The following is a 25,071-nucleotide window of genomic DNA, read 5'->3' on the forward strand; positions in this document are numbered from 1 at the left end:
ATAATATGTAGTGTTATTGATTCACTTTAACCATCGCAGGGCGGATGATTTTATCTTTTAATTTGTAACCTTTTTGAAGCTCTTCTACTACCGTGTTCGGTTCGTATTCATCGTCTTCTACTTGCATCACTGCTTGATGCTCGTATGGATCAAATGTTTTCCCAACTGACTCAATTGCTTCAACACCTTCTTTTTGAAGTGCCTCCACCAATTGACGGTATACCATTTCTACACCTTGTAGCACAGATTTAGTTTGTTCGTCCGCTGTGTTAACTTGTAATGCACGTTCAAAGTTATCAAGTGCTGGTAAAATATCCGCAACCAATGATTGAGCACGGTATTTTTGAGCAGCTTCTGCATCGAGACGTGAACGACGACGGAAATTATCGAAATCAGCTTGTAGACGTAAGTAGCGATTCTCTTCTTCTTCAAGCTGTTGCTTTAATTGATCATTTTCTTGTTGAAGAGGGTTTACTTCCTCAGACGCTTCAGCTTCAGTTGCTTCAGCAGCTTCTGTTTGAACTTCTTCAACCACTTCTTCGTTTTGTTCTTCTACTTGCTTTTCGTTTGACAATTCATTCACCTCCCTTAAATGTTTACACACATTTTCACATTTTAAACAACGATTTTTATTTTATCACAGGGAAAGGATGGAAGTAATATATTCCACCCGATTCCTTTATTCTTTATACAAGTTTGTTAACACTTGAGACATATCTGATGATAGCAGTGTAAGCAAACTAATCACACGCGCATATTCCATGCGGGTCGGTCCCAGTATAGCAATTGTGCCGAGCTGTTCGTGACCAAAAGAATAACTAGCTGTAATTAAGCTGCAGCCTACCATTTCATTCAACTTATTTTCATGACCAATTTTCACGTGTATGCCAGCCTCATTTGGGCTTAGCAGCTTATAAAACTGCTGTTCATGTTCAATAATGTTGAACAGCCCGCGAATTTTATTAAGATCATGAAATTCCGGCTGAGCAAACATATTCGTTTTGCCGCCAACTACTAATTTGCCATTCATGTTGAGCTTTAATGCATCATTGAGTATATCCATCGTCTGCTCATACCCTTGAATGTGGCTTTTTAAGAGCGTCGCTACTTCTTTGTACATTTTATCATGTAAATCAGTAATGCGAACGCCGATGAGCTTTTCGTTCAAAATGTTAACCATCTTTTCAATATCAGAAGGTTGAATACTGCTCGGTAACGTAATCGTCCGACTTTCAACGTGTCCTGTATCAGTCACAATAATGGCAACAGCTGACTGAGCCGTTAAAGGTAAAATCTGCAGCTGTTTTAACTTATGGCTGACCGCTTTTGGCCCTAGCACAATGGACGTTAAACTCGTTAAATCAGATAAAATTTGCGCTGATTTTTGAACGAGCTGCTCCAGTTCTACAATGCGCTCAGCAAATACCGAACGTACTGTAGAAACATCGCTTGCTTTCAAGTGCTGCGGGGACACTAGGTGATCAACATAATAACGATAGCCTTTCTCAGACGGAACGCGCCCTGAAGAAGTATGAGTTTTTTCAATAAATCCAAGTTCTTCTAGGTCTGACATCTCATTACGAATCGTAGCCGAACTAAAATTAAACTCTTCTTTCTTAGATAATGTTCGAGAGCCTACCGGCTGCGCAGATCGAATGAAATCATCAATAATGACTTGTAAAATTAATAACTGTCGATCAGTAAGCACGCTTCATCACCTCTGTTAGCACTCTAAAACTCTGAGTGCTAAATCTAATAATAAATTACCAAATCACTATAGCGATGTCAACGATTTGGTATTAGATTATCCCAATAAAGGCTTGAAAAACTTCATTCCCCAAAAATCGACCATTGTGTGTTAAAAAGACGGAGCTATTGTCTTCACCCAAAAGTCCTTTCTCTTTGTATTCTTGAATAGGTTCTCCAAATACATCTTTTAATTCTCGATTGAATTTTTGCTTAAACTCCTCTTTTGAGACTCCTTTCGTTTTACGAAGACCCAAAAACATTTCTTCTTCCATTTTTTCAGCCTCGGTCACGCTCACTTCATTAAGATATGCATTTCCTTTTTGCTCGACTGAATCAATGTACTTTTTTAATGGTCCAATATTTGCTCGTCTTATTCCGTCAATATAGCTATGTGCGCCTGCACCAATTCCGTAATAATCGTCGTTGTTCCAATATGTTAGATTATGAATACTCTCGTAGCCTGACTTTGCGAAATTACTGATTTCATATTGATGAAAACCTTGTTTGTCCATTTCTTTCATAAGCAGCTCATACATAGCTGCTTCTTCTTCTTGAGCAGGCAGCGGCAGCTTCCCTTTATTCATTAAATTATAAAATACCGTTTTAGGTTCAATAATTAACGAATAGGCAGACATATGCTCTACCTCTAATGAAAAAGCGGTTTGAAGCGTAGAAGAAAAATCAGCTACCGTTTGTTCCGGCAAGCTATAAATTAAGTCTAAGCTTATATTCGACATTCCAATCTTTCTCGCTTGCTCAATACAATCAAATACCTGCCTATTTGAATGCACACGTCCAATTTTCTCCAATAACCTTTCATTAAACGTTTGTACACCAATACTTAAACGATTCACGCCATAGTCATGGAGAAGCTGAAGCTTTTCTTTTGTCAATTCATTCGGATTCGCTTCAAATGTAAACTCACCTTTCTCATCATAAGGAAGATACATACGAATGGATTCTAAAAAATACTCCAGCTGCTGTTCATCTAAGGCTGTGGGCGTTCCACCCCCAACGAATATCGTGTTCAAATTGGTCGTTGGATAACGTTCGACTGTTTGTTTCATTTCTTCTCGCATGCTTTCCAAATACGGCATAACGGGCTGATTTTTGAAAAACACTTTATTAAAGTCACAATAGTGACAAATATGATGACAAAACGGGATATGCAGATATGCTGCCTTCACCATGGACTTTCACCTCAATCACATTTATAAATGATAAAAATACCGCAGAGTCTCTCTGCGGTATTTTTATCTATGTTCGTTCACACTTATTTACAGCGCTCAAAACTCTTTACCATCGTATCAGATTCGCTTCATTTTCAAAACTAATTTGACATGTTAAATAATAGAATTTCAGCTATTAATCTTCGTCCATGCGAAGCACAGCCATGAATGCTTCCTGCGGTACTTCAACAGAACCGACCTGCTTCATACGTTTTTTACCTTCTTTTTGTTTTTCAAGAAGTTTACGTTTACGAGAGATATCTCCTCCGTAACATTTTGCTAAAACGTTTTTGCGAATGGCTTTAATTGTTGAACGCGCCACAATTTTTTGACCGATTGCCGCTTGAATCGGCACTTCGAACTGTTGACGTGGAATAAGCTCTTTAAGCTTTTCTACAATGACTTTACCACGATCATAAGCTGAATCTCTGTGAACGATAAAGGACAGCGCATCGACCGTTTCACCGTTTAAGAGAATATCCATCTTCACAAGCTTCGAAGGCTGATATCCGATAAGCTCGTAGTCAAACGACGCGTAGCCTTTTGTATTTGATTTTAGTTGATCAAAGAAATCATATACAATTTCAGCCAGCGGAATTTCGTATACAATACTCACGCGATTAGCATCCAAGTACTGCATATCAATAAAGTTGCCTCGCTTCTTCTGACAAAGCTCCATCACAGCACCAACATAATCGTTTGGTACCATCATTGTGGCCTTCACATACGGTTCTTCCACGCGTTCAATCTTTTGTGGGTCCGGCATATTAGAAGGGTTATCTACAGACAGATGAGTCTCGTCTGTTAAATATACGTCATAAATAACGCTTGGAGCTGTTGTAATTAAATCAATTTTAAATTCACGCTCAATACGCTCTTGGATAATCTCCATGTGAAGCAGTCCTAAGAATCCACATCGGAAACCAAACCCTAAGGCCTGAGACGTCTCTGGCTCAAACTGAAGTGCAGAGTCATTTAGCTCTAACTTTTCTAGTGCTTCACGAAGATCGTTATACTTCGCTGTATCAATCGGATACAGTCCGCAGTATACCATTGGATTCAGACGACGATAGCCAGGAAGAGGTTCACTTGCTCCGTTTTTGGCAAGAGTAATCGTGTCCCCTACTCGCGTATCTCCAACATTTTTAATAGCTGCTGTTAAAAACCCTACGTCGCCAACAGAAAGTTCATCTTTAGCAACGGCTTTTGGCGTTAACACACCTAGCTCCGTTACCTCAAACTCTTTTCCTGTTGCCATCATTTTAATTTTGTCGCCTACTTTTACTCGTCCCTGTACGATACGAATAGATGCAACTACACCTCGGTATGCATCATAAAATGAATCAAAGATTAGCGCTTGAAGCGGTGCATCTGGATCCCCTTCAGGAGCAGGAACTTTTTCAACAATTTGTTCTAAAATTTCTTCGATTCCAATTCCTGCTTTAGCTGAAGCTAATACAGCTTCCGACGCATCTAATCCAATTACGTCTTCAACCTCTTGGCGCACTCGCTCTGGCTCTGCGCTCGGCAGGTCAATCTTATTAATGACAGGTAAAATTTCAAGGTTGTTATCAAGCGCTAAATATACGTTTGCTAGTGTTTGAGCTTCAATACCTTGAGCTGCATCTACTACTAGAATAGCACCTTCACACGCGGCTAAACTTCGCGACACTTCATATGTAAAATCGACGTGTCCCGGTGTGTCAATTAGATGAAAAGTATACTCTTCTCCATCTTTTGCTTTGTATTGAAGCTGCACAGCATTTAATTTAATGGTAATTCCACGTTCACGTTCTAAATCCATCGAATCTAAAAGCTGAGCTTTCATTTCTCGCTGTGTTAACGCATTTGTTTTTTCTAAAATACGGTCTGCTAATGTTGACTTACCGTGGTCTATATGAGCAATAATCGAAAAGTTTCTGATTTTCGATTGTCGTTTCAATCTTGCTTCTCTATCCATATTTTTTTCACTCCTACTGAAAATCGGCAAAATACACTAAACTAAATTATAACAACACATTCGTCAACATTCAATAAGCATTCCATTGGGGATTTTTCCATACAAAAAAGCAGAAAGAGATTCTGCTTTTAATTAAGAAGATGATGGATAGCCTTAAAAGCTTTCCCTATTGTACTTTTCACTCCTTCCGCTAGACTTTGACCTAGCGAGGAGAAAAAGTTAAAAGCCTTTCGTTTTTCTAAAAGCTGCTGTTTTTCATCAATGTTCACAACTTTTTTTGAACCTAAAACAGCAGCTTCCACCTGACCATCTGACGTTTTAGACACATTAATAACATGTTCAATCGAAGGATCATTATATCCCTTCATTTTAATCAGCCCTTGCTGAGCCGTCTGCATTCCTAAAAATACGACGAACAGTAAAAAAATAGTTAGCACTACTGATTTTAAAGTAAATTTAATCATATTATTAGGCCCCTTACTTCTTTATCTTCTGTAGTACTAACCATTATGACTATATTCTGAAGAACTCATTCATCTAAAAGCGTATTAATGAGTATATGCCCCAAAGTTCTCTTGGTCCACTTCATGATGCAAAGCAGCGTTAAGTCCTCCTGCAACTACATTAGCCATATCTTCAATAAACATATCCACTTCTTTTGGTGTAACCATCAAATTATGACCTAAAGGTGCAAGCACTTCATGAATAAGACGTCTTTTTTCTTCATCGGGAAGAGTGCCAATCATACCGAGATACGTTTGACGCTGCTCTTCATTGGGTAAATCATCCTCCGTGAGCTTCTTTTTTTCTCCAAACGTCATACCGGACGGAAGCAGCGACTTAGACGGCTTTCCCTGCTCTTTCATTTCTCGGCCAAAATGTTTTAAGATAAAGTCAATTGTATCGCTTGTAATGGACACAGCATCCACCACCGTTGGAATACCTATTGCAATAACTGGAATGCCAAGTGTTTCATAACTGATTTCTTTGCGCTTGTTTCCAACCCCAGACCCAGGATGAATACCTGAATCTGAAATTTGAATGGTAGCATTTACCCGTTCAATCGAACGAGCGGCCAGCGCATCGATTGCAATAATAAAATCCGGATTCACTTTCTTTACAACGCCAAAGATAATATCACTTGTCTCAATACCCGTCATTCCCATTACTCCCGGAACAATGGCGCTAACGGGTCTAAAGCCATCTTGCACGCTTTCAGGCTGTAACTCAAACAAATGTCTTGTAATCAACAAATTATCTACTGCCTTTGGTCCAAGCGCATCTGGTGTCACACTTAAGTTTCCAAGACCCACTACAAGACAGCTAGCATCATCTGGAATGTTGAGGCTTTTAATAAAAAAATTCAGCTCTTTAGCAAATACTTCTTCCATAGCCTCTTGCTTTTCAGTATCCTGCTCGCGAATGCCTACCGATTCAAGGGTTACATATCGGCCTTTTTTCTTACCGATTGCTTCTGCGCCCTCTTCCGTAATTTCTACCATTGAAATTTTGACACCTTGTTCTTCTTTTTCTTTTACAATTACGCCGTTGATTTCTGACTGGTTATTCGGTTTAGGCTGATTTTCTAACGCTATGTCTTTTGCTTCGACAGCTAAATCCGTGCGCACGCTATATTGACTTAAATCAAGTTCTTTTTCCATTTCTTAACCTCCTAGACAATCTTTGTTGAAATTATTGTCACCGAGGACTGGCAGATTCATGCATTTAAGAAACGAAAAGTAGAAGGAAGGGCGCAATATCAGCTACAAGCTTTTAAAGAGAGGTCTGTCATATAAAATTCCTTGTCAAGGCTATTGCATTCTGTCCTTGTGTTTGATAAAATATCTTTTGTTCTTATTGTGAAGAATGTCGAGTTCTATATAATCTCGATTGTTATCATTTCGGGAGGTGAAACGGATGCCAAACATTAAATCAGCTATCAAACGTGTAAAAACTACTGAAGCTCGCCGTGCTCATAACATTCAAGCTAAATCAGCTATGCGTACTGCAATCAAAAACTTTGAAGCTTTAGTTGAAAACAACGATGTAGATAACGCAAAAGCAGCATTTGCTGTTGCTTCTAAAAAATTAGACAAAGCCGCACAATCTGGTCTTATCCACAAAAATGCTGCAGCTCGTCAAAAATCTCGCTTAGCAGTAAAACTTAACGGTTTATCTGCATAATTGAGACAAAAACGATCCCATTAGGATCGTTTTTTTATTGCGCTCTTTTTAATAAAAACAGCTGTAAAATAAGCGCTTTATCCATTTTTCCCGTCTTCATTTCATAATCTGCCTCTGCTAAATCCTTTAAAATTCCTTTAAGCTGCTGTTCCTCAAAACTTCTGCTCTGCTGCAAAGCGATTTTCACACGAAACGGATGAACCTTAATCGTTTGAGCAATTTGCTGCTGACCGTACCCTTGACTAGACAGCTGCTTCGTATGATAAATTAAACGAAACTGCGTCGCTAACAAAGATAAAATTTTAATAGGCTCTTCGTTGTTACGCAGCAAATCCTGATACATATTTAAAGCGATAGAAACCTTTCGCTGAATAACAGCATCAATAAGCGTAAATACGTTTTGTTCAAGCGTTTTTGCCACAAGCTTAAGCACCACTTCTTTTGTAATGACTCCTCCTTGTCCAACGTATAACACCATTTTTTCAATTTCATTTGTCACGAGCGTTACATTAAGCCCCACAAGCTGAATAAGCAGCGTTTCAGCATCTTCATCCATATTCACTCCATCTTTTGAAAGCAAATTATGAATCCACTGCTTCATTTCTTTTTCACCAAATTCGTTCGCTTCGATGTAAGCTGCTTGTTTTTTTAATAATTTTGTTATTTTTTTTCTTTCATCCAGCTTTTCATAAGGGGCTAGAAGAATTAACGTTGAAAAAGACGGGGGCTGTTCGACATATTGCTGAAGTTTTGCCAGATCATGCTCAACTTTATCTTTTGATTTTTCAGCCGTTAAAAATGCTGCATTTTTCGCAACCACTACACGCTTGTCTCCTAAAAAAGGAAGCGTTTCAGCATCTTCTAGAACTTGATCAATCGATGTCTCTTCTAAATCGTATAGGGACAAGTTAAATTCTTTATCTTCTTCATTCAACGTATAGTCGACGATTTTATCTCTAATTTTTTTACTCATAAATGCATTAACCCCGTGTATTAAATAAACGGGGGCGATATTATTTTTGGTAATACTTTTTAAGCTATCAACTGCCAACGTATATACGCTCCTCTTTTTTTATTCATCTATATTGATTATGTATAGTTACTGATAAACAAAATACAATTTCTATCGTAAAGGTGTTATGAGTTTTTGGCAACAATACAAAAGGAATTGTCTTAAAACGACAATTCCTCAGTTTATGATAAACATCAACAATATAAGCCCTAGGTTACTTATTTGTTAATGATTAAACCCTTATCTCTATTTTCTCCTCATGCTCATAAAGTATAGTTGTTAACTGTTGTCAGTTTGTGAAAACGCTTTTAAATTGTCTAGATTTTTAAAAAAAGTTAGATTATACTGTAAACAGGAGGGGTGTTAATGAACCAATTTGAAGAAAGTGTCCAAAGTAAACGCAACGACGCTGTCGATTCTGCCGTAGGATTTGGTGTTTCATTTGGCTTTTTCACTGCCTTATTTGTTATTGCAACTGTGATTCACTACTTGGGTTCGTAAAATTGCTTCAAGGCTGCTTCTTAGCAGTCTTTTTCAGTTCGTTTTTCTTACTATAGACTATGGAAGTTGCTGCGAAAACGTTCCTGACTTTTTTGTAAATTCATACATTACCCCACCATCTTCATCCGTTCGGTAAATATACACCCCGTAGCTTTTCAGAAGCTCTAATATTTCTTGATGAGGATGACCATAACGATTTTTTTGCCCCGCTGAAACAAGCGCTACTTTAGGGTTTAAATGTTGAACAAACTCTTCTGAAGTTGAGGTTTTACTGCCATGATGCCCCACTTTTAATACATCTGCTTTAAGGTTGGGAAAGTCTTTCAATATTCTTTGTTCTCCTTCCTTTTCTAAATCTCCGGTGAATAGCCATCTTAAATTTCCTAACTTAGCGTCTATTACAATTGAGCCGTTGTTGCTCGTTTCTTCGAAACCTGTGGGAGAAATAACCTGAAATAAGACACCTCCTTCTTGCCAGCTATCTCCTTGTTGAACAATTTGAACAGGCACGCTTTGTTTTTGAGCAGCGATCACCAAGCCAGTCTCTACGTCATTTAATTCGGCTTTTTTCCCAAGCACCAGCTCTCCGACAGCCACTTGTGAAAATAAATGCTGTGCCGCCCCTGCGTGATCATAATCGCCGTGTGTAATAATCATTTTATCTACCTTTGTCATTCCTTTTGAATGCAAAAAGGGAACAAGTACGTCTTCTCCCACGTCAAAAGAAGAACGGCGTTTTTGCCATGGTTCTTTTGGAAATGAAACGGTTCCTCCGGTATCGATCATATACACGCCTTTTCGATAAGGAAGCTCAATGATAAAGCAGTCTCCTTGTCCTACATCGACCATTGTGACCGTTCCTTTTGGATTCAAATAAGGATACATACATTGTGCGGCTAACAATGCCGCGAGAAGAAACATATAGCGAACGAAAAATTTCCCTTCTTCGACCGCCACAAATAAAGCATAAATGCATAGGTACATGCCCAAAAACAGCAAAATATGGGGTTTTCCCGTTACGAAATCAGCGGGAATCCACTCAAAAAAATCAAGCAATTTTTCACAAGCAAGTAAAAGAACATGAAGAATTTGCTCCAGCAATTCACTCACTCCCGGCAAGATGATACGAACAAAAAGAATGAGCAAACAAAGAGGTAATACAACAAGAGAAAACAACGGTACAAAAACCATATTTAATGGCAAACTGAGGAGAGATACTCCATAAAAATAGTACAACAATAAAGGAAGTGAACTGACTTGTGCAATCGCTGAAACAGCCATGAGCTGGCTGAAAGAAGAATGAAAACGAGGTAAAATTGTCTGACTCGATAAAATCAAGGCAAAACTAACGGCAAAAGAAAGCTGAAATCCTACATCAAATAAATAGTACGGTTTGAAAAGCAGCATGCTCATAAAAGCAAGGCTGATGCTATCAACCAAAAGAATTTTTCTTTGTATTTTTATCGATATAAGCATCAGCATACTCATAAAAACAGCTCGGACAACTGAAGCGCTGCCACCGGCCAAAACCATGTATACAGGAAGAAGCAAAAGTAAAAGCATAATGGCTCGCTCGCGCGTTATTCCAATCCGAATAAGCAAATAAAAACACATCGCTGTCAGCAGTCCAACATGAAGACCTGATATGGCAAGCAAGTGTATTAAACCAAATTGCTGATAGCGCTTGATACTCTCTTCTTCGATCCCAGTACGCTCGCCGTAAATTAGTGCCTGCATAAATCCAGCGCCTGGATCCGACATGTTTTGTTGAATATAATTAATTCCTTTTTGACGAATAAAGGTAAGGTACGTAAGTGGAGTTAAGGTGGGGAGCTGGCATTTTGCCAAATCAAGTCTCTTGACGTTAAGCTGCCAATGAATAGACTGATGGTATAAATATTGCTGATAATCAAATGCATGAAGGTTGCGAGCAGCTGAAGGAGAAGTTAATTGCCCTGCTAGTTGACAAACTTGATGAATCGTTAGCTTTTCGAGCTGCTGTTTCTCTTCCAGCGTTTTTAGTTTATAAAAAGCCATGACTTCTTCATTTTGAACCGTAAACTTAAAAGTAAGCTTGTCGCCGTCACTATGCGGAACAGATGAAATTTCGCCTATAAAAGTAGAAGATTCAGCTAAAAGAACCGTTTTGTTATGGTTATTTGCCTCAGCTAATAGGTAGACGCACAAAACGCTCAACAGTGCAGAAGCAATAACCACTTTCCTCGGACATTGTAGCCATTGAAAAATGAAAAGCACGATTAGCAAAAACAGGCTTACAGCGGAATGATTATCATATACATATAAGGCTAGCATCATGCTAAAAGCACAGTAAATATAATATCCTTTCACTTTTAGCTCCTTTCTTCCTTAAAAGAAAGAGGCTTCTTACTGTTACCAAGTAAAAAACCTCTTTTACCTTTAATTTGCCGTAAACAAAGCGAGAGCTTCACGCTGTAAATTCATCACTTCTGCTTCGTCAGCTCCGCTTTTTTCTAAACGAGCGAGAACATCCGTTACAAATTGAAGCTTCTCTTTACTTTTTAAGTCAATGATTGCTTCATCAAGTTCAACTTTTGCTGTTTTCACTCCCGCCTGTTCAAATAACTCAACAGCATACGGATGATTTTTGTAATCATTAGCATAATATACTGTTTTAATTCCCGCTTGAATAAGAGCTTTACAGCAGTTTAAACAAGGAAAATGCGTGACGTATACTTCCGCATCTTCTGTCTTCACACCAAACTTAGCACACTGCAAGAGTGCATTCACTTCTGCATGGACAGTTCTTACGCAGTGGCCATCAATTACATAGCAGCCTTCGTCAGCACAATGCACGCCTCCGCTGATCGAACCGTTGTATCCTCCAGCTATAATACGTTTATCACGCACCACTGTAGCTCCAACAGCCAGACGTTCACAAGTGCTTCTTAAAGCTAGCAAATGGCTTTGTGCCATAAAATATTGATCCCATGAAATCCGGTTCATCTCATTCCCTGCCTTTTTATTTAAAACTGAATAATGATACTTTTCTCTTTCATAGTGTAGCGTTTTTTTTCCTTTTTCGTCAATAAGTCTCTACTGTACCGTAATTTGAGCTTTGATTTTTTCTAGCGACTTCTCGCCAATACCTGATACTTTTCCCAAATCCTCTACTGTTTGAAACAAGCCATTTTCCTCTCGATATGAAACGATGGCACTGGCTTTTGAAGGTCCAATGCCATTTAACGTTTGCAGTTCATCAGTGTTCGCTGTATTGATATTAACAAGGGGCTGATCATTTGAAGTTCCTGAGGAAGAAATTGAAGAAACTGGAGATGAAGGGAGGATTTCTTCTCCAGCAGCTGGAATATACACAGCCATTTCATCTTGTAGCTTGCTAGCTAAATTGAGCTGTCTTAAGTCCGCTTCTTTCGTAGCGCCTCCGGCTTGTGCTAGAGCATCTTTTACCCTTGCATCTTTCGGAAGCTGGTATACACCAGGCTTCTGAACAGCTCCTTTAATATCCACCATCACAAACGAGGAATCTTGGCTTGAAATTACTTGATTAGACGACTCTCCTTCTTTTTTTGTACCAGAAGATTCTGCCTTGATTATATCTGAGGTTTGAAGAGAACTTTCCGGTTTCTCTCCGCCTGTGCGATAGATATAAAAAGCCAACCCAACTGCTAAGCAGATACACCCAATTAGCCATTGTTTTTTTGAAAAAGTCAACTTGTACACTCCTTTGAATTTTGAAGTAACGTCATAAATTCCATTACGTCTTCATAGTGTTTAGAAGAAAAGGCTTTTGAAGGAGGGAATGAATCAGTGAACATAGGGTTTATCGGAACAGGAAACATGGGGAAAATATTAATTGATGCGTTTATTGAATCAAAAGCCGTACGTCCTTCTAAAATTACTATTATGAATCGTACAAAAAAAAGGGCCAAAGAGATTCAACAGCAGCATAAAAAAATTCATGTTGCTGATACAGCTGAAGAAGTTGTTCACGCATCCAAAGTCATTTTTATTTGTGTTAAGCCATTGGATATTCACCCCCTTTTAATAAAATTAGAACCACTGCTGACGAAAGATCACTGCATTGTATCCATTACCAGTCCAATTAGCGTAGAACAAATCGAACGCCTCATTCCGAGTCAAGCAGCTAGAATTATCCCTAGCATTACGAATCGGGCATTAGCAGGTGTTTCTCTTTTCACGTTTGGAGAAAGATGTACGCCTTTTTACCAAAATTATTTACATGAATTATTTTCATCTATGTCAAAGCCTGTGGCTATTGATCAAACGATTACCCGCGTATCATCCGATATCGTAAGCTGCGGTCCTGCATTCTTCAGCTTTTTGCTTCAACGCTTTATTGATGCAGCAGTTCAAGAAACAAATATTTCTGAAGAAGAAGCTACCGTCATGGCCAGCGATATGATTATTGGAATGGGAAAACTGTTGGAAAAAGAAATATTTACGCTTCCTACCTTGCAGGATAAAGTATGCGTAAAAGGCGGTGTAACCGGAGAAGGTATTAAAGTTTTAGAAGCTGAACTCGGAGAGATGTTTGTGCACGTATTTCAAAAAACACACGAAAAATTTGACGAAGACATTGAGCTTGTTCACAATCAGTTTGATAGTCTTATTCCATAATTTCTGTAGAAATCCTGCTTTGAAACAAAAAAAGAAGCCTCTACTCGGCTTCTTTTTTTTGCGCAGAGAAAAAGATGCGCTCACTGTTTGAAGTAGGCTTACTCATTTTGAAATCTGCACTTACTTCTATATTTATAAAACCAGCTTGGCTCAACCATGATCGATAATGGTCAATCGACCAAGTGCGCTGAGCATGCACCTCATCAAAGCGATGATATGCATCGATTTCTTCATCATAAGCAAAAAACGTAATATCATGCTCTACACGCATGTCTGTATCGTCATAGGTGCAGTTCCAAATATATGACACGTCTTCATCTACATAAGAAAAAGATTGATTTCCAAATACGTCCTTCATCTTGTGCACTGAATGAACATCAAATATAAAGAGCCCACCTGGTTTTAAGTGTTTATATACACGTTGAATGGTTTCTTGAACTTCTTTATCACTTTGCAAATAGTTCAAAGAATCACAAAAGATTACTACACAATCAAACTCTTTCAATAACTCAAGTTCCGCCATGTTTTGCTGAAAAAGAGATAGCGTTACCCCTGCTTCTGCTGCCTTCTCTTGAGCTACCATAAGCATATCATCAGACAAATCAACGCCGACTACGGAGAAACCTTCTTTTGCAAATCGAACGGAGAGTTCTCCCGTGCCGCAGGCAAGGTCTAATATACTGTTAGGCTTTGTTTTTGCTTTTGCCACCTGCTGATTAAAAAATTCAGCCCAATCGTCATACGGAACGTCTGCCATTAGCTGATCATATACGTAGGCAAATTCTCCGTACCTGCTCATAGCTGTAGCTCTTCTGAACTTACAAATGGTGCATCTCCCCATAAGCGTTCTAAGTTATAATATCCGCGCTCATCTTTATGGAAAATGTGAACCACAACATCTCCAAGATCAACAAGCACCCACTTAGCCTGCTCAAACCCTTCTAAACGCTTCACAGAAATGCCTTGTTCGTGTGCTTTTTCTTTAATTTCACGAGCAATTGCCTGCACTTGTTTATCTGAGTTACCGTGACAAATAACAAAATAATCTGCCACAAGTGAGATTCCTTCCATATTTAACGCTACGATATCGATTGCTTTTTTATCATCGGCTGCTTCTACAACAAGAGATAGCAATTCACGTTCTGTCATGTGTTTGACCTCCTAAGATTAAATCATTATATGTCATCATCGTATCGGGATAAACGGCCTGATGTTTGGTCATTAAAAAAGAAATAGTATTCTTTAATGATTGAATAAGTGCTGCATTTAAGTCGGTTTTAGCTAACTCCCGCACTTCATCAACACCTGGAAATCTCCTTCCAGGTTCAATATAATCAGCAACGTACACAATTTTTTCAAGTAACGTCATGCCAGGTCTTCCGGATGTATGGTAAGCAATTGCATCCAATACTTCCTTATCCGTAATCCCTACTTCATTTCCCACTAAAAACGCGCCTACTGGAGCATGCCATAATTCGGTATTGTATTCCAATAAAGAAGGGTTCATGTTTTGATCAATAATAATTTGCTTCATCTCTTCCTTTGGACGAAACTTGGCATAGTCATGAAAAATAGCAGCCAGTTCTGCTTTTTTTTCGTCTGCTTCAAAACGTTTAGCTAATTCAATTGCTGTTTCCATTACCCCGACAGTATGAATATAACGACGTTCTGTTAACTGTTTCTTTACGATTTCTAATGCCTCAGTTCGATTCATATAATTGATTCTCCTCGATATATTGTTTAACACCAGCAGGTATAAAATAACGAATGGTTTCTTTCTTTACTACTCGTTCGCGAATAAAGGAAGAGGAGACATCAAACTGCGGAACTTCTACTTCTTTTATCGGGTAAGGGGACGTAATGGTATACCCCGGGCGCTTTACACCTACAAATGTAACCAAATTGACTAATTCATCAATTTCATACCACTTCGGCAAATATTCTACCATATCAGCACCAATGATGAAATGAAACTGATACGTTGGATATTTCTCTGTTAGTATTCTCATCGTATCATATGTATATGAAGGCTCTTTGCGCTCAAATTCAATCGGCTGCAGGGTGAATTGATCATGTTCTTCAATAGCTAGCTTTAGCATTTGTAAACGATGATATGGCTCAATAGGCTCTTTGATTGTTTTATGAGGTGGAATATATGACGGCATGAACCATATCTCATCTAATTTCAAGGCATGCAAAACCTCATTTGCCATCATTAAATGCCCCAAATGAGGCGGATTGAACGTTCCACCTAAAATTCCAATACTCTTCAACAATCCCCGACTCCTTTAATTTACTTCATTTTTAAATAGAGCGGGTTTCCCCGCTCTATTTCATTTCACTTTTGGAAGCATTAACTGCTTATTTTCACGTGATTCTTTATATAACACAATTGTATTTCCAATCACTTGTACAAGCTCTGCTTTTGTTCCTTTTGTTAATCGAGCAGCAACCGTGTCACGATCTTCGTCACAGTTTTGCAGAATGCTTACTTTTAATAATTCTCTTGCTTCTAATGCATCAGCAATTTGACCAATCATATTTTCATTGACTCCACCTTTTCCTACTTGGAAAATTGGATTTAAATGATGTGCTTTTGAACGTAAAAAACGTTTTTGTTTACCTGTTAACATAAAAACCTCCGTTGTATCTTATCTCTTAGTTAGTGTTGAAAGAACAATGTGTTCCATTGCCTCTTCGTCAGGACGGACCTTCGTCCATTTTTCAAATGCAAGTGCACCTTGCAGTACAAACATACCGACACCGTTATGAGTGCCTGCCCCTTTTGCTTCAGCCTCTTTCAAAAGCTTTGTTTTTAAAGGGTTGTAAATAATATCGCTGACTACCGCTTCTTTTTGCAATAAAGTAAGTGCTAAAGGCAGCTCATCAACGTTAGGATACATCCCCACCGAAGTGGTATTAATAATAATATCGAATGTATCTAGTTGTTTTTCCGCATCAGAAATAGACATCGCCGCCGTTTTCGTCGAAAAAGGCAGCTCGTTAGCTAGTACAGCTGCTTTTTCGACGGTACGATTGCATATCGCAATTACATCGGGAGCGTGCTGAGCTGCAATTGTATAAAAAATAGCTTTCGCAGCTCCTCCAGCTCCAATAATTAAAATTCTTTTTTGGGATAAGCCGCCTTCTACTGCTTTGAGTAAAGAAGTCACATACCCCTCTCCGTCGGTATTGTATCCAATATAACGGCCATCTTGATTAACAACTGTATTTACAGCGCCAATTGCCTTTGCTAATGAATCGACTTCATCCAAATGATTCATAATATCAACTTTATACGGAATCGTGACATTAAATCCTTGAATGTTTTTATCTTTTAGCTCTCCAATAGCTGACTCAAAATGAACAGGTTCAATTGGAAAAGCCTCATAATGCGCATCCATGTTCAGACGTTTAAAGGCATCATTTTGCATCAATGGCGATAGTGAATGCCCAAGCGGATAACCAACTAGCCCATATAATGTACTCAAGATTTTTTCCCCTTTTTGTTTAAATTAAAGAATCGCGCACAAATACGCCGACTCCTTTTGGTGCATGCGCCACAACTTTTGAACCTGACTCATTAACCGTCACCCAGCCAAGCCCTGAAAAAACAATATCCGTCTTTTCATTTTTGATTGTAAATTCATGTGCAACAAGTTCAGGAAACTCACTCATTTGCTCTGGGCGCGGCGGCTGAAGCAGTTCACCTGCTTGCTTTTCATACAACTCATCTGCTTTTTCAAGCTTTGTACGATGGATATGCAAATCATTCGATACATAACATGTTAACGACTTGCGGCCTCCCTGTACATAATCTAAGCGCGCCAGTCCTCCAAAGTATAACGTTTGCCCTTCGTTTAGCTGATAAACCTTCGGCTTTATTTCTTTTTTAGGAGAAATTAACTTTAAGTCTCGTTTATCTACATAGTGAGCCATTTGATGATGATTAATAATGCCAGGCGTATCATATAAAGACGCGCCGTTATCAAGCGGGATATCAATCATATCAAGCGTTGTGCCCGGATATTGAGACGTAGTAATAATATCTTTTTCTCCCGTTACTTCTTTAATAATGGCATTAATAAATGTCGATTTACCAACGTTTGTACATCCAACAACATATACATCTTTACCTTCGCGATAATGTTCAATGGCTTCGGCAATTTCTCGAATTCCTTGTCCTTTTTGCGCGCTCATGAGGAACACATCCACTGATTTTAGGCCAAGCTCTTTCGCTTCTCGCTTCATCCAATGAATTAGTTTATTTTTCTTTATAGACTTCGGCAATAAATCTGCTTTATTTCCCACTAAAAGAACCTTATTATTTCCAACAAATCGATGCAAACCAGGTAACCAGCTGCCGTTAAAGTCAAAGATATCTACAACTTTTACAACCAAACCGTCCGTTTGACCAATTCCATTTAAGATTTTTAAAAAATCATCGTCTGTTAAGGAAACATCTTGTACTTCATTATAATGCTTCAAGCGAAAGCATCGCTGGCAAATAATAGCTTCTTTTTCTAATGCTGATTTTGGAGCGTAGCCAAGTTCATTCGGTCGTTCTGTTTGAATCTCCACTCCGCATCCTACGCACTGTATTTTTTCTTCACTCACGTTTTAATCCTCCCAGTTAATCATACCTTTTCGTTTCATCCAACCTAAAATTCTTCGTTCCATTTTACGGTTAAATTTCGTTACAAATCCATCTGTTTGCGCAACTGGTACAACCAAAACCGTATATACGCCTAGGCGATTTCCTCCTAATACATCCGTTAAAAGCTGGTCGCCAATGACCACAACCTCATCTTTTTGCAGCTCCATATCACGAAGAGCTCTTCTAAATGCTTTACGCATCGGTTTGCGTGCTTTATATACAAATGGAAGTCCAACTGGATCTGAAAACAGCTTGACTCGTTTCTCCACATTATTCGATACAATCGTAATTTTAATTCCACTATCTTTCATTAACTGAAACCACTCAATTAATTCCGGAGTGGCATCAGGGCGATCCCATTCCACCAACGTGTTATCTAAGTCGGTAATAATTCCTTTTATCCCGCGCTCTTTCAAATCGTCTGGCTTAATTTGAAACACGTTTTTCACATGTTCATTTGGTAAAAAAAGTTTCAACACGTATCATGCACCTCGAATATATAGTTACATACTAAAATTAACGCCGTCTATCATTATAACGACTTCTTGTTATTTTCCAACCTAAAATTTTATTCTCTTCAAAAACAGGTCTTTTCTTAGTATAAAGGATATGCCTTGTGAATGCTTTAACTTTATACAGAAAGTTATTGACAAAAGGCAGTAAACCTCCATTTGTTCGTGAGCTTACGATATATTTACCCACTGCAAACTTAAAATAAAAAATAGTGCAGAAAACGTTTATTACTTATCAAATAGGGTAAGTGGTAAACAAATTCTGTTAAAAGTTTTCGACAAAAAATGATAACCCCAACTATGTGGATAAGGTTATACACATTATCCTCTGTTATAGTTCAGCAATTAATGGTAATTATAAACAACATACCCACATTTTATCCACCGAAAGCTGTGGATAACAGAACGATTGTTCCTTTATTTGATTCATGTTAGATTATAAATAAGGAATTTATTAGCATTTAAATATAACTTTTTAGGATATTTATTTTAGTAGGAGGTGGCGGCAATCTTATGAGAAAATTATCAGATGAGCTGCTTATTGAGTCATACAGCAAAGCAACCGAACTGCAATTAAGCCCTGATTTTATAAAATTAATTGAAGAGGAAATTGAAAGAAGATCATTAAAGATTAGCATACAAATTCCTTCTTAACGAATAAAAGAGCCTTCTTAATAAAAGAAAGCTGCATCTTCATTTATCTATCTACTCTTTTATTATATAGGCTCTATTTTTTCAAATGAGCAATTGGTTCTCCACATTTTACGTAAGAACCTGAGTGGACGTTAGAATCAAAAGTGATTGAGTTCTTCTCAAATAATAAAATGACAGTCGAGCCAAACGTGAAGTAAGCCATTTCTTCCCCTTTTTCGACTACTTCTTTTTTAGAAACCGCTTCAATGCTGTTTATAAACATGGCTCCTACTTTTACCATCAGCATGTGACCATTTTCAAATGTTAACTCCGTGAGCTTCCGGAAATTTTTCACAAGCGGTTCTTTCCCATACTTGATTCCTAATGAATTTACTGGATAAGACTTTTGTCCAACGGTCCACGTATTCCCTACTTGTGCTTTAAGAGGACTGTGAATGCGATGATAGTCTTTTGGACTAAGATAGAGGATGATAAACTGTCCTTCTATATATTTTTCAAGAATGAGATCATTTGAAACCATTTCCTGTATAGAATAAGGTTTGTTTTTTACAATCATTTCTTTTTGAGGCGTAATGACTCCATATGCTTCTATCTTTGCATCTACAGGACTGACAACGCTGTCTTTCTGCTGATCGACCGGACGGGCAGAAGGCTTCAAACGACGAATAAATAGCTCGTGTAAGTTTTGATAATGATGCAGAGGCTTGTCCATTTCTTCTTTATTTACTTTAAAAACTTTTGTATAGGAGGGTATAATAAACCGACTCCATTTAGAGAAAGTGAATTTTCGAATGAGCTTCGATGATCCCTGGTGATTCGTAAGCTCAATAAACGTTCGATACAGGTGCTGCAACAATAATTTTACCTCCACATACTGAATAGTTCTTTACTAGAATAAGGTTTGCGTCTACAATGAAATTACCATTATTTTTTACCTTTAGTTCATTCCATCCTTTAAAGGAGTGAGGAAATTGTTTTTATTAGACTATCTAGATCATACAATTAAAAAGCTGAGATCCCAAGCGGCAAACTCCTTAACGATTGTTAATTTAAGTTTAGGAAGCTTTGCTATTTTATTTGTCATGAAAAATGAATTGAACTTAAGTTTATTACTAATTTTTTTAGCAGCGTTAGCAGACCGATTCGACGGCATGGTAGCCAGAAAGCTGCAAATTGAATCTGAACTTGGAAAACAACTGGACTCCATGTGCGATATTATATCATTTGGCATCGCTCCAGCTCTACTACTTTATCAAAGTATTTTATCTCACTTTGGTGCTGCAGGTTCAATTGTTACCATCTGTTACATTGCTTGCGGAGCACTTCGTCTTGCCCGCTTTAACATCACAGAAAATACTGGGTATTTTACAGGGCTCCCTATTACCGCAGCAGGTTGTTTATTAACTCTTAGCTACTTGGGCGTCCCTTATTTGCCTTCACACTTTTATATGTTTTTAATTATCGTACTCGCTTGCTTGATGATTAGTACGTTCAAGCTAAAAAAAGTATAGAGCTCCATTTACTTTTACAAAGGAATATTATCATCTTGCTTCTTTTCTTAATTATAGAATAAATCATCTTCTTTAAGAAACAAAGCGAAAATTCCTTAAGAATTCTTAAAAATGAATGGTTCTATTCGGTAGGATATGTCATCTAAAAAAACTCATGCACATGCATGAGTTTTTTTTAACACCAGCAGCTAAAAAACCAATAGAAGCTTCCGAAAATTAATAACAGAACAAATAGAACAATCAACAATCCAAGTCCCCAGCCGAACCCTCCTCCGCATGGGTAAGCTGGATAATTAGGATAACAGCAGCCTCCGTAACCGTACATACTCTCCCTCCTTACACTATGAACTACTACTAGCGTATGTACATACTTTTTCTCTGTATAGGCTGGTAACTATCTCTAAAGAAAAATCTGTGGACTTTTTCAAACTCTCTTGTCCCTGGGGGGAATTTTAAACGTACAGGCAAAGACATCCTTCTTTTTACATATAGTGTAATGTTAGTCTCTCACAGGTTGATATCCCCTTATGGAGGTGAAGAGATGTCTGCATTATTTACCGCACTAGGCTATTTCTTTAAAGAATTGGTTTTCCTTGTTTCCTACGTAAAAAACAATGCTTTTCCTCAACCCTTGTCTGCTGCTGAAGAAAAGAGATATTTATCTTTAATGGAACAAGGAGATCAAGAAGCGCGAAACCTTCTTATTGAACACAATCTCCGACTCGTTGCGCATATTGTTAAAAAGTTTGAAAACACGGGAGAGGATGCGGAAGATTTAATTTCAATTGGGACAATCGGTTTAATTAAAGCAATCGAAAGTTATTCGCAAGGAAAAGGAACAAAATTAGCTACTTATGCCGCACGCTGTATTGAAAATGAAATATTGATGCACTTGCGAGCGCTCAAAAAAACAAAAAAAGATGTGTCGCTGCATGATCCAATTGGCCAGGATAAAGAAGGAAATGAAATCAGTTTGATTGATGTATTAAAATCAGAATCAGACGATGTAATTGATATGATTCAACTAAATATGGAATTAGAAAAAATAAAAGAATACATCGATATCCTCGATGATCGAGAAAAAGAAGTAATTGTTGGCCGCTTCGGTTTGGATTTGCAGGATGAAAAAACCCAGCGAGAAATTGCAAAGGAGTTAAATATTTCAAGAAGTTATGTTTCGCGAATTGAAAAGCGAGCGCTGATGAAAATGTTTCACGAATTTTACAGAGCCGAAAAAGAGAAAAAAAAGAGCGGAAAGAAGGAGAATTAATCCTTCTTTCCGCTCTTTTTTTAAAATAATTTCCAAATGATAATCCGCAGCAAACACATCATTACTCCCCCTACTAGTCATTTAGGTGGAATCTTTCTCCACAAGCAGCCATACAACGATATATCCTTTTTGATTAATCATCATTCATCCACTCCTTTCCACTATTTAAATTAGAAATGACGATAAAATTCATACTTGCGGTCTTTTATTTCTTCTTCTAATTGTCTTACATACTGTTCATGCTTAATTTCTTCCTCTGAGTATTGACGGGACTTTATGGTAATAGTTAAAAAGAAAATATTCAGTGTCATTCCAATCACCTCCTTATACAAAAAAAACCACAGTTATGCATAAGCATCCTGTGGCTGAAAGACAATAAAAACCACAGGGCTACTATTCGCACCTGTGGTGAATTAACGTGTTTTAACGATCAAGGTAAGAAAGTTACTTGATGCAGGAACACGGCCGAATAGTATACATATATAGACGATTTTTGAACATAGCCCAAACTGAATGATCCATACCTGATAAACGTCTTAACATATGACTCGACCTCCTTTTAATAAAGTATTTTCCTTACAATGGTAATTATATCCACGAACTTATAAAAAGTAAACTGTTTTTTTGAAAAATAGGGAATTTTTTTATTTTTTTAACCCTCATAAAAAAAAGACGATGGATCATCGCCTTTTTGTATCTATTATTCTTTTTCTTTCATTAATTCTTTTTTTAGTTTTTTAGTTTGATAACTAAAATAAAAAGCAAGGGCGGTAAAAAGAATAACGATCGCTTCCATTATTCCAAGCTGCATATCACTTTTTTCACCTTGGCCAATCATAACACCAATATACAAGAATGTACTTACGGCTAGAAGGACGTAAATAAAGCGGCTGTAATCTTCAATTTTTGCTTTGATGTGTTGAGCTTTCATACAATCACCTTCTCAGTAGAATGTTATAACTCTACTCTATCATAGATCTATAGGTCTATAAAAATCCTATTTTTACCACCTTTATTCCAATGCTCTTTCTAAGTCTTCAATTAAATCTTCTACATCTTCAAGACCTACAGAAATACGAATTAATCCATCTGTAATTCCTAGCTCTTTACGTCGGTCGCTCGGTATAGAAGCATGAGTCATTTTAGAAGGAATGGAAATGAGGCTTTCGATGGCTCCTAAACTTTCTGCTAATGTAAAATACTTCACTTTGCTCAGTACTTCTTCCGCTTTCTCTTCGCTTCCCACATCAAACGAAACCATTCCCCCAAAACCTCTTGCTTGCTTTTTAGCAATGAGGTGGTTTGGGTGGGTTTTTAATCCTGGATAATATACTTTTGCCACAGCAGGGTGGGCAAGTAAAAATTCTACTATTTTCCCCGTGTTGAATTCATGTTCTTCCATTCGTATTCCTAATGTTTTAATCCCTCTCATTAAAAGCCAAGAATCCTGAGGTCCTAAAATGCCTCCAGTCGCATTTTGGATAAAATGAAGGTCTTCAGCTAATTTAGGCGAATTCACCACTGCTAGCCCTGCTACAACGTCACTGTGTCCCCCTAAATACTTAGTTGCACTGTGCAGAACAATATCTGCGCCTTTTTCGATAGGATTTTGCCAATACGGCGTACTGAATGTGTTGTCAACGATGGTAAGTAAATGGTGTTGTTTAGCTACTGAAGAAGCATGCTGCAAGTCAGTAATTTTTAGAAGAGGATTCGTTGGAGTTTCAATAAAAATGGCTTTTGTGTTAGGGCGAATTTCTTTCTCGATATTTTGGATATCGCTTGTATCAATAAAAGTAGCCTCAATGCCGATACGGCTTAGTACCTTTGTGATCACTCGATACGTTCCTCCGTATACGTCATCTGTAATTAACACATGATCTCCGCTGTTAAACAGCATGAACACGGCAGTAGTAGCGGCCATACCAGATCCAAACGCAAACCCAGCATATCCTCCTTCAATTTCTTTGATAAGTTCTTCTAGGGCATGACGTGTAGGGTTACCGGTTCTCGAATACTCATATCCCGTATGTTTTCCCGCTCCCTCTTGTTTATAAGTACTCACTTGATAAATAGGAACAGAGACAGCACCCGTCTGTTCATCGCCAACAATTCCACCATGAATCAACTGTGTTTTACGTTTCATCTTATCTTCCTCCACTGTAAATATTTTTACTTAAGTACCGTTCACTGCTATCCGGAAAAATCGTGACGATATGAGCCCCTTTTTCTGCATTTTTTGCTTCAATCAGGGCTGCTTCAAAGGCTGCTCCTGAAGAGCTACCTACTAGTAACCCCTCTTTTAAAGCCAGCTCCTTCACTCTTTGAAAAGCATAAACATCTTCAACAGTATGAATAGCATTAAAATAAGATCGCTCCATATAATCAGGGATGAACTCCATTCCAATTCCTTCAGTTAAGTGAGGACCGGATTTCCCCCCGTTTAAAATTGAACCTTCTGGCTCCACGATGACTGTTTTTAGAGAAGGATTTTTTTCTTTCAAAAATTTCGCTGTACCCATAAATGTCCCCCCTGTACCTGCTCCAGCTACAAACACGTCAACTTTTCCATCAAGCTGTTCATATATTTCTGGCCCTAAGGTTTTATAATAAGTCATAGGGTTGGCCGGATTAGCAAACTGTTGAGGACAATAAGAACCAGGGATTTCACGCAGCAGCTCTTGAGCTTTGTTTATAGCACCTTTCATACCAGCTTCAGTAGGCGTTTGAACCACCGTTGCCCCCAAAGCCTTCATAAGCTGCTGTTTTTCAATACTGAATTTTTCTGGAACACATAGTATGACGTTTATTTCGTACTGAAGAGCAGCTAAAGCCAGCCCGATCCCCGTATTCCCAGCAGTAGGCTCAACCAGCGTTCCGCCTCGCTTCAGTCTTCCAGAGCCAAGAGCTTCTTGCAGCAGTTCTTTTCCTAAACGATCTTTTACACTTCCTCCTGGATTAACATATTCCAGCTTGGCAAATATCCTGATTTCCCTAGGTAAATCAAATTGTGTAATCTCAATCATAGGTGTGTTTCCAATCAATTCATGAACGTTTTTGACTACCTTCATAATCTTGAACACCTCGCTATCGAAATAATATAACTTAACCTATAAATAAAGTAGGAATTAAGATAAAAATATAGTCTACACCCCATGTTATGACAAACGATGCAGAGTGTAGACGAAAACAAA

At 38.1% G+C, this 25,071-nt stretch carries 30 protein-coding genes; 6 read left to right on the forward strand and 24 right to left on the reverse strand.

The window, feature by feature from the left end; translation table 11 throughout:
- Positions 1 to 13: 13 nt before the first annotated feature.
- From grpE to gpr, 6 genes are all read right to left on the reverse strand, one after another.
- The gene (gene grpE, locus MKX72_RS23045) at positions 14 to 574 is read right to left on the reverse strand and encodes a nucleotide exchange factor GrpE (protein ID WP_028411655.1); all 561 of its coding nucleotides are present in this window, start codon (positions 572 to 574) and stop codon (positions 14 to 16) included.
- A gap of 105 nt (positions 575 to 679) precedes the next feature.
- Positions 680 to 1,708 (reverse strand): heat-inducible transcriptional repressor HrcA, encoded by a 1,029-nt coding sequence (hrcA, locus tag MKX72_RS23050; protein WP_013059244.1) that lies wholly within the window; start codon positions 1,706 to 1,708, stop codon positions 680 to 682.
- Positions 1,709 to 1,799: 91 nt separating this feature from the next.
- Entirely contained in the window at positions 1,800 to 2,939 is a 1,140-nt protein-coding gene (hemW, locus tag MKX72_RS23055; RefSeq protein WP_047749825.1) for a radical SAM family heme chaperone HemW, read from the reverse strand.
- A gap of 175 nt (positions 2,940 to 3,114) precedes the next feature.
- Positions 3,115 to 4,938, reverse strand: a complete 1,824-nt coding sequence (gene lepA, locus MKX72_RS23060; protein ID WP_013059246.1) for a translation elongation factor 4 — start codon at positions 4,936 to 4,938, stop codon at positions 3,115 to 3,117.
- Between the two features lie 128 nt (positions 4,939 to 5,066).
- On the reverse strand, positions 5,067 to 5,402 hold the full coding sequence (locus tag MKX72_RS23065) for a YqxA family protein (RefSeq protein ID WP_028411657.1): 336 nt from the start codon (positions 5,400 to 5,402) through the stop codon (positions 5,067 to 5,069).
- 84 nt (positions 5,403 to 5,486) lie between these two features.
- Complete coding sequence (gene gpr / locus MKX72_RS23070) at positions 5,487 to 6,599, reverse strand: GPR endopeptidase (protein WP_028411658.1); 1,113 nt, start codon at positions 6,597 to 6,599, stop codon at positions 5,487 to 5,489.
- Between the two features lie 256 nt (positions 6,600 to 6,855).
- Here gpr and rpsT point away from each other — a divergent pair, with 256 nt between their 5' ends.
- Positions 6,856 to 7,122: a 30S ribosomal protein S20 gene (gene rpsT, locus MKX72_RS23075; RefSeq protein ID WP_013085065.1), complete on the forward strand. Its 267-nt coding sequence runs from the start codon at positions 6,856 to 6,858 to the stop codon at positions 7,120 to 7,122.
- Positions 7,123 to 7,156: 34 nt separating this feature from the next.
- Here rpsT and holA read toward each other — a convergent pair whose 3' ends face one another.
- Positions 7,157 to 8,173 (reverse strand): DNA polymerase III subunit delta, encoded by a 1,017-nt coding sequence (holA, locus tag MKX72_RS23080; protein WP_099331296.1) that lies wholly within the window; start codon positions 8,171 to 8,173, stop codon positions 7,157 to 7,159.
- A gap of 327 nt (positions 8,174 to 8,500) precedes the next feature.
- Here holA and MKX72_RS23085 point away from each other — a divergent pair, with 327 nt between their 5' ends.
- On the forward strand, positions 8,501 to 8,635 hold the full coding sequence (locus tag MKX72_RS23085; protein WP_013059251.1) for a YqzM family protein: 135 nt from the start codon (positions 8,501 to 8,503) through the stop codon (positions 8,633 to 8,635).
- Positions 8,636 to 8,692: 57 nt separating this feature from the next.
- Here MKX72_RS23085 and MKX72_RS23090 read toward each other — a convergent pair whose 3' ends face one another.
- The 3 genes from MKX72_RS23090 to MKX72_RS23100 all read right to left on the reverse strand — a co-directional run bounded on the left by MKX72_RS23090 (position 8,693) and on the right by MKX72_RS23100 (position 12,346).
- On the reverse strand, positions 8,693 to 10,984 hold the full coding sequence (locus tag MKX72_RS23090; protein ID WP_155007636.1) for a DNA internalization-related competence protein ComEC/Rec2: 2,292 nt from the start codon (positions 10,982 to 10,984) through the stop codon (positions 8,693 to 8,695).
- A 69-nt stretch (positions 10,985 to 11,053) separates the two neighbouring features.
- The gene (locus MKX72_RS23095; protein WP_028411661.1) at positions 11,054 to 11,620 is read right to left on the reverse strand and encodes a ComE operon protein 2; all 567 of its coding nucleotides are present in this window, start codon (positions 11,618 to 11,620) and stop codon (positions 11,054 to 11,056) included.
- Positions 11,621 to 11,710: 90 nt separating this feature from the next.
- Positions 11,711 to 12,346, reverse strand: a complete 636-nt coding sequence (locus tag MKX72_RS23100; RefSeq protein ID WP_155007635.1) for a helix-hairpin-helix domain-containing protein — start codon at positions 12,344 to 12,346, stop codon at positions 11,711 to 11,713.
- A gap of 96 nt (positions 12,347 to 12,442) precedes the next feature.
- On the opposite strand from MKX72_RS23100, the gene comER reads away from it, so the two are divergent.
- On the forward strand, positions 12,443 to 13,273 hold the full coding sequence (gene comER / locus MKX72_RS23105) for a late competence protein ComER (protein WP_025750559.1): 831 nt from the start codon (positions 12,443 to 12,445) through the stop codon (positions 13,271 to 13,273).
- Between the two features lie 40 nt (positions 13,274 to 13,313).
- On the opposite strand, the gene MKX72_RS23110 is transcribed toward comER, so the two are convergent.
- Genes MKX72_RS23110 through MKX72_RS23145 form a run of 8 tightly spaced genes read right to left on the reverse strand, consistent with a single transcriptional unit; the run spans position 13,314 to position 18,406 of the window.
- On the reverse strand, positions 13,314 to 14,072 hold the full coding sequence (locus tag MKX72_RS23110) for a class I SAM-dependent DNA methyltransferase (RefSeq protein WP_098626975.1): 759 nt from the start codon (positions 14,070 to 14,072) through the stop codon (positions 13,314 to 13,316).
- A complete protein-coding gene (rsfS, locus tag MKX72_RS23115; protein ID WP_013085071.1) occupies positions 14,069 to 14,422 on the reverse strand; it encodes a ribosome silencing factor in 354 nt (117 codons plus the stop codon). Before rsfS ends, MKX72_RS23110 begins: the two co-directional genes overlap by 4 nt.
- Entirely contained in the window at positions 14,409 to 14,987 is a 579-nt protein-coding gene (yqeK, locus tag MKX72_RS23120; RefSeq protein WP_034265439.1) for a bis(5'-nucleosyl)-tetraphosphatase (symmetrical) YqeK, read from the reverse strand. Before yqeK ends, rsfS begins: the two co-directional genes overlap by 14 nt.
- A complete protein-coding gene (locus MKX72_RS23125) occupies positions 14,974 to 15,546 on the reverse strand; it encodes a nicotinate-nucleotide adenylyltransferase (protein ID WP_025750563.1) in 573 nt (190 codons plus the stop codon). Before MKX72_RS23125 ends, yqeK begins: the two co-directional genes overlap by 14 nt.
- Positions 15,547 to 15,606: 60 nt before the next feature.
- The gene (gene yhbY, locus MKX72_RS23130; protein ID WP_013059260.1) at positions 15,607 to 15,906 is read right to left on the reverse strand and encodes a ribosome assembly RNA-binding protein YhbY; all 300 of its coding nucleotides are present in this window, start codon (positions 15,904 to 15,906) and stop codon (positions 15,607 to 15,609) included.
- A gap of 18 nt (positions 15,907 to 15,924) precedes the next feature.
- Entirely contained in the window at positions 15,925 to 16,764 is an 840-nt protein-coding gene (gene aroE, locus MKX72_RS23135; RefSeq protein ID WP_099000501.1) for a shikimate dehydrogenase, read from the reverse strand.
- 19 nt (positions 16,765 to 16,783) lie between these two features.
- Positions 16,784 to 17,890 carry a ribosome biogenesis GTPase YqeH gene (gene yqeH, locus MKX72_RS23140; RefSeq protein WP_028411666.1) on the reverse strand — a complete coding sequence of 369 codons (1,107 nt, stop codon included), beginning with the start codon at positions 17,888 to 17,890 and terminating at the stop codon, positions 16,784 to 16,786.
- 3 nt (positions 17,891 to 17,893) lie between these two features.
- Entirely contained in the window at positions 17,894 to 18,406 is a 513-nt protein-coding gene (locus tag MKX72_RS23145) for a YqeG family HAD IIIA-type phosphatase (RefSeq protein ID WP_013059263.1), read from the reverse strand.
- 549 nt (positions 18,407 to 18,955) lie between these two features.
- On the opposite strand from MKX72_RS23145, the gene MKX72_RS23150 reads away from it, so the two are divergent.
- The gene (locus MKX72_RS23150) at positions 18,956 to 19,096 is read left to right on the forward strand and encodes a sporulation histidine kinase inhibitor Sda (RefSeq protein WP_013059264.1); all 141 of its coding nucleotides are present in this window, start codon (positions 18,956 to 18,958) and stop codon (positions 19,094 to 19,096) included.
- 73 nt (positions 19,097 to 19,169) lie between these two features.
- On the opposite strand, the gene MKX72_RS23155 is transcribed toward MKX72_RS23150, so the two are convergent.
- On the reverse strand, positions 19,170 to 19,952 hold the full coding sequence (locus tag MKX72_RS23155) for a phosphatidylserine decarboxylase (protein ID WP_028411667.1): 783 nt from the start codon (positions 19,950 to 19,952) through the stop codon (positions 19,170 to 19,172).
- Between the two features lie 115 nt (positions 19,953 to 20,067).
- Between MKX72_RS23155 and pssA the strand changes: the two genes are divergently transcribed.
- Positions 20,068 to 20,607, forward strand: coding sequence for a CDP-diacylglycerol--serine O-phosphatidyltransferase (gene pssA / locus MKX72_RS23160; protein WP_013059266.1), 540 nt, complete (start codon positions 20,068 to 20,070; stop codon positions 20,605 to 20,607).
- Between the two features lie 175 nt (positions 20,608 to 20,782).
- On the opposite strand, the gene MKX72_RS23165 is transcribed toward pssA, so the two are convergent.
- On the reverse strand, positions 20,783 to 20,932 hold the full coding sequence (locus MKX72_RS23165; protein WP_014458166.1) for a hypothetical protein: 150 nt from the start codon (positions 20,930 to 20,932) through the stop codon (positions 20,783 to 20,785).
- 216 nt (positions 20,933 to 21,148) lie between these two features.
- Here MKX72_RS23165 and sigK point away from each other — a divergent pair, with 216 nt between their 5' ends.
- A complete protein-coding gene (gene sigK / locus MKX72_RS23170; protein ID WP_013059268.1) occupies positions 21,149 to 21,877 on the forward strand; it encodes an RNA polymerase sporulation sigma factor SigK in 729 nt (242 codons plus the stop codon).
- 170 nt (positions 21,878 to 22,047) lie between these two features.
- On the opposite strand, the gene MKX72_RS23175 is transcribed toward sigK, so the two are convergent.
- From MKX72_RS23175 to MKX72_RS23190, 4 genes are all read right to left on the reverse strand, one after another.
- Complete coding sequence (locus MKX72_RS23175; RefSeq protein WP_014458165.1) at positions 22,048 to 22,188, reverse strand: YrzI family small protein; 141 nt, start codon at positions 22,186 to 22,188, stop codon at positions 22,048 to 22,050.
- A 389-nt stretch (positions 22,189 to 22,577) separates the two neighbouring features.
- Entirely contained in the window at positions 22,578 to 22,808 is a 231-nt protein-coding gene (locus MKX72_RS23180; protein ID WP_028411668.1) for a YrhC family protein, read from the reverse strand.
- 81 nt (positions 22,809 to 22,889) lie between these two features.
- A complete protein-coding gene (locus tag MKX72_RS23185) occupies positions 22,890 to 24,023 on the reverse strand; it encodes a bifunctional cystathionine gamma-lyase/homocysteine desulfhydrase (protein ID WP_028411669.1) in 1,134 nt (377 codons plus the stop codon).
- Between the two features lies 1 nt (position 24,024).
- The gene (locus MKX72_RS23190; RefSeq protein ID WP_028411670.1) at positions 24,025 to 24,948 is read right to left on the reverse strand and encodes a PLP-dependent cysteine synthase family protein; all 924 of its coding nucleotides are present in this window, start codon (positions 24,946 to 24,948) and stop codon (positions 24,025 to 24,027) included.
- Between the last annotated feature and the right edge of the window lie 123 nt (positions 24,949 to 25,071).

It is taken from the genome of Priestia sp. FSL R5-0597 (assembly GCF_038006305.1).
GTDB lineage: Bacteria > Bacillota > Bacilli > Bacillales > Bacillaceae_H > Priestia > Priestia zanthoxyli.

Bases quoted from the DNA above. Each gene is read 5' to 3' on its own strand.
- hemW (WP_047749825.1), bottom strand. From the start codon at position 2,939: ATGGTGAAGGCAGCATATCTGCATATCCCGTTTTGTCATCATATTTGT.
- rsfS (WP_013085071.1), bottom strand. From the start codon at position 14,422: ATGACAGAACGTGAATTGCTATCTCTTGTTGTAGAAGCAGCCGATGAT.
- MKX72_RS23175 (WP_014458165.1), bottom strand. From the start codon at position 22,188: ATGACACTGAATATTTTCTTTTTAACTATTACCATAAAGTCCCGTCAA.
- MKX72_RS23165 (WP_014458166.1), bottom strand. From the start codon at position 20,932: ATGTACGGTTACGGAGGCTGCTGTTATCCTAATTATCCAGCTTACCCA.
- MKX72_RS23180 (WP_028411668.1), bottom strand. From the start codon at position 22,808: ATGAAAGCTCAACACATCAAAGCAAAAATTGAAGATTACAGCCGCTTT.
- MKX72_RS23065 (WP_028411657.1), bottom strand. From the start codon at position 5,402: ATGATTAAATTTACTTTAAAATCAGTAGTGCTAACTATTTTTTTACTG.
- lepA (WP_013059246.1), bottom strand. From the start codon at position 4,938: ATGGATAGAGAAGCAAGATTGAAACGACAATCGAAAATCAGAAACTTT.
- sigK (WP_013059268.1), top strand. From the start codon at position 21,149: ATGTCTGCATTATTTACCGCACTAGGCTATTTCTTTAAAGAATTGGTT.
- yhbY (WP_013059260.1), bottom strand. From the start codon at position 15,906: ATGTTAACAGGTAAACAAAAACGTTTTTTACGTTCAAAAGCACATCAT.
- gpr (WP_028411658.1), bottom strand. From the start codon at position 6,599: ATGGAAAAAGAACTTGATTTAAGTCAATATAGCGTGCGCACGGATTTA.
- MKX72_RS23190 (WP_028411670.1), bottom strand. From the start codon at position 24,948: ATGAAGGTAGTCAAAAACGTTCATGAATTGATTGGAAACACACCTATG.
- yqeK (WP_034265439.1), bottom strand. From the start codon at position 14,987: ATGAATCGAACTGAGGCATTAGAAATCGTAAAGAAACAGTTAACAGAA.
- MKX72_RS23150 (WP_013059264.1), top strand. From the start codon at position 18,956: ATGAGAAAATTATCAGATGAGCTGCTTATTGAGTCATACAGCAAAGCA.
- MKX72_RS23085 (WP_013059251.1), top strand. From the start codon at position 8,501: ATGAACCAATTTGAAGAAAGTGTCCAAAGTAAACGCAACGACGCTGTC.
- MKX72_RS23185 (WP_028411669.1), bottom strand. From the start codon at position 24,023: ATGAAACGTAAAACACAGTTGATTCATGGTGGAATTGTTGGCGATGAA.
- rpsT (WP_013085065.1), top strand. From the start codon at position 6,856: ATGCCAAACATTAAATCAGCTATCAAACGTGTAAAAACTACTGAAGCT.
- MKX72_RS23095 (WP_028411661.1), bottom strand. From the start codon at position 11,620: ATGAACCGGATTTCATGGGATCAATATTTTATGGCACAAAGCCATTTG.
- MKX72_RS23110 (WP_098626975.1), bottom strand. From the start codon at position 14,072: ATGAGCAGGTACGGAGAATTTGCCTACGTATATGATCAGCTAATGGCA.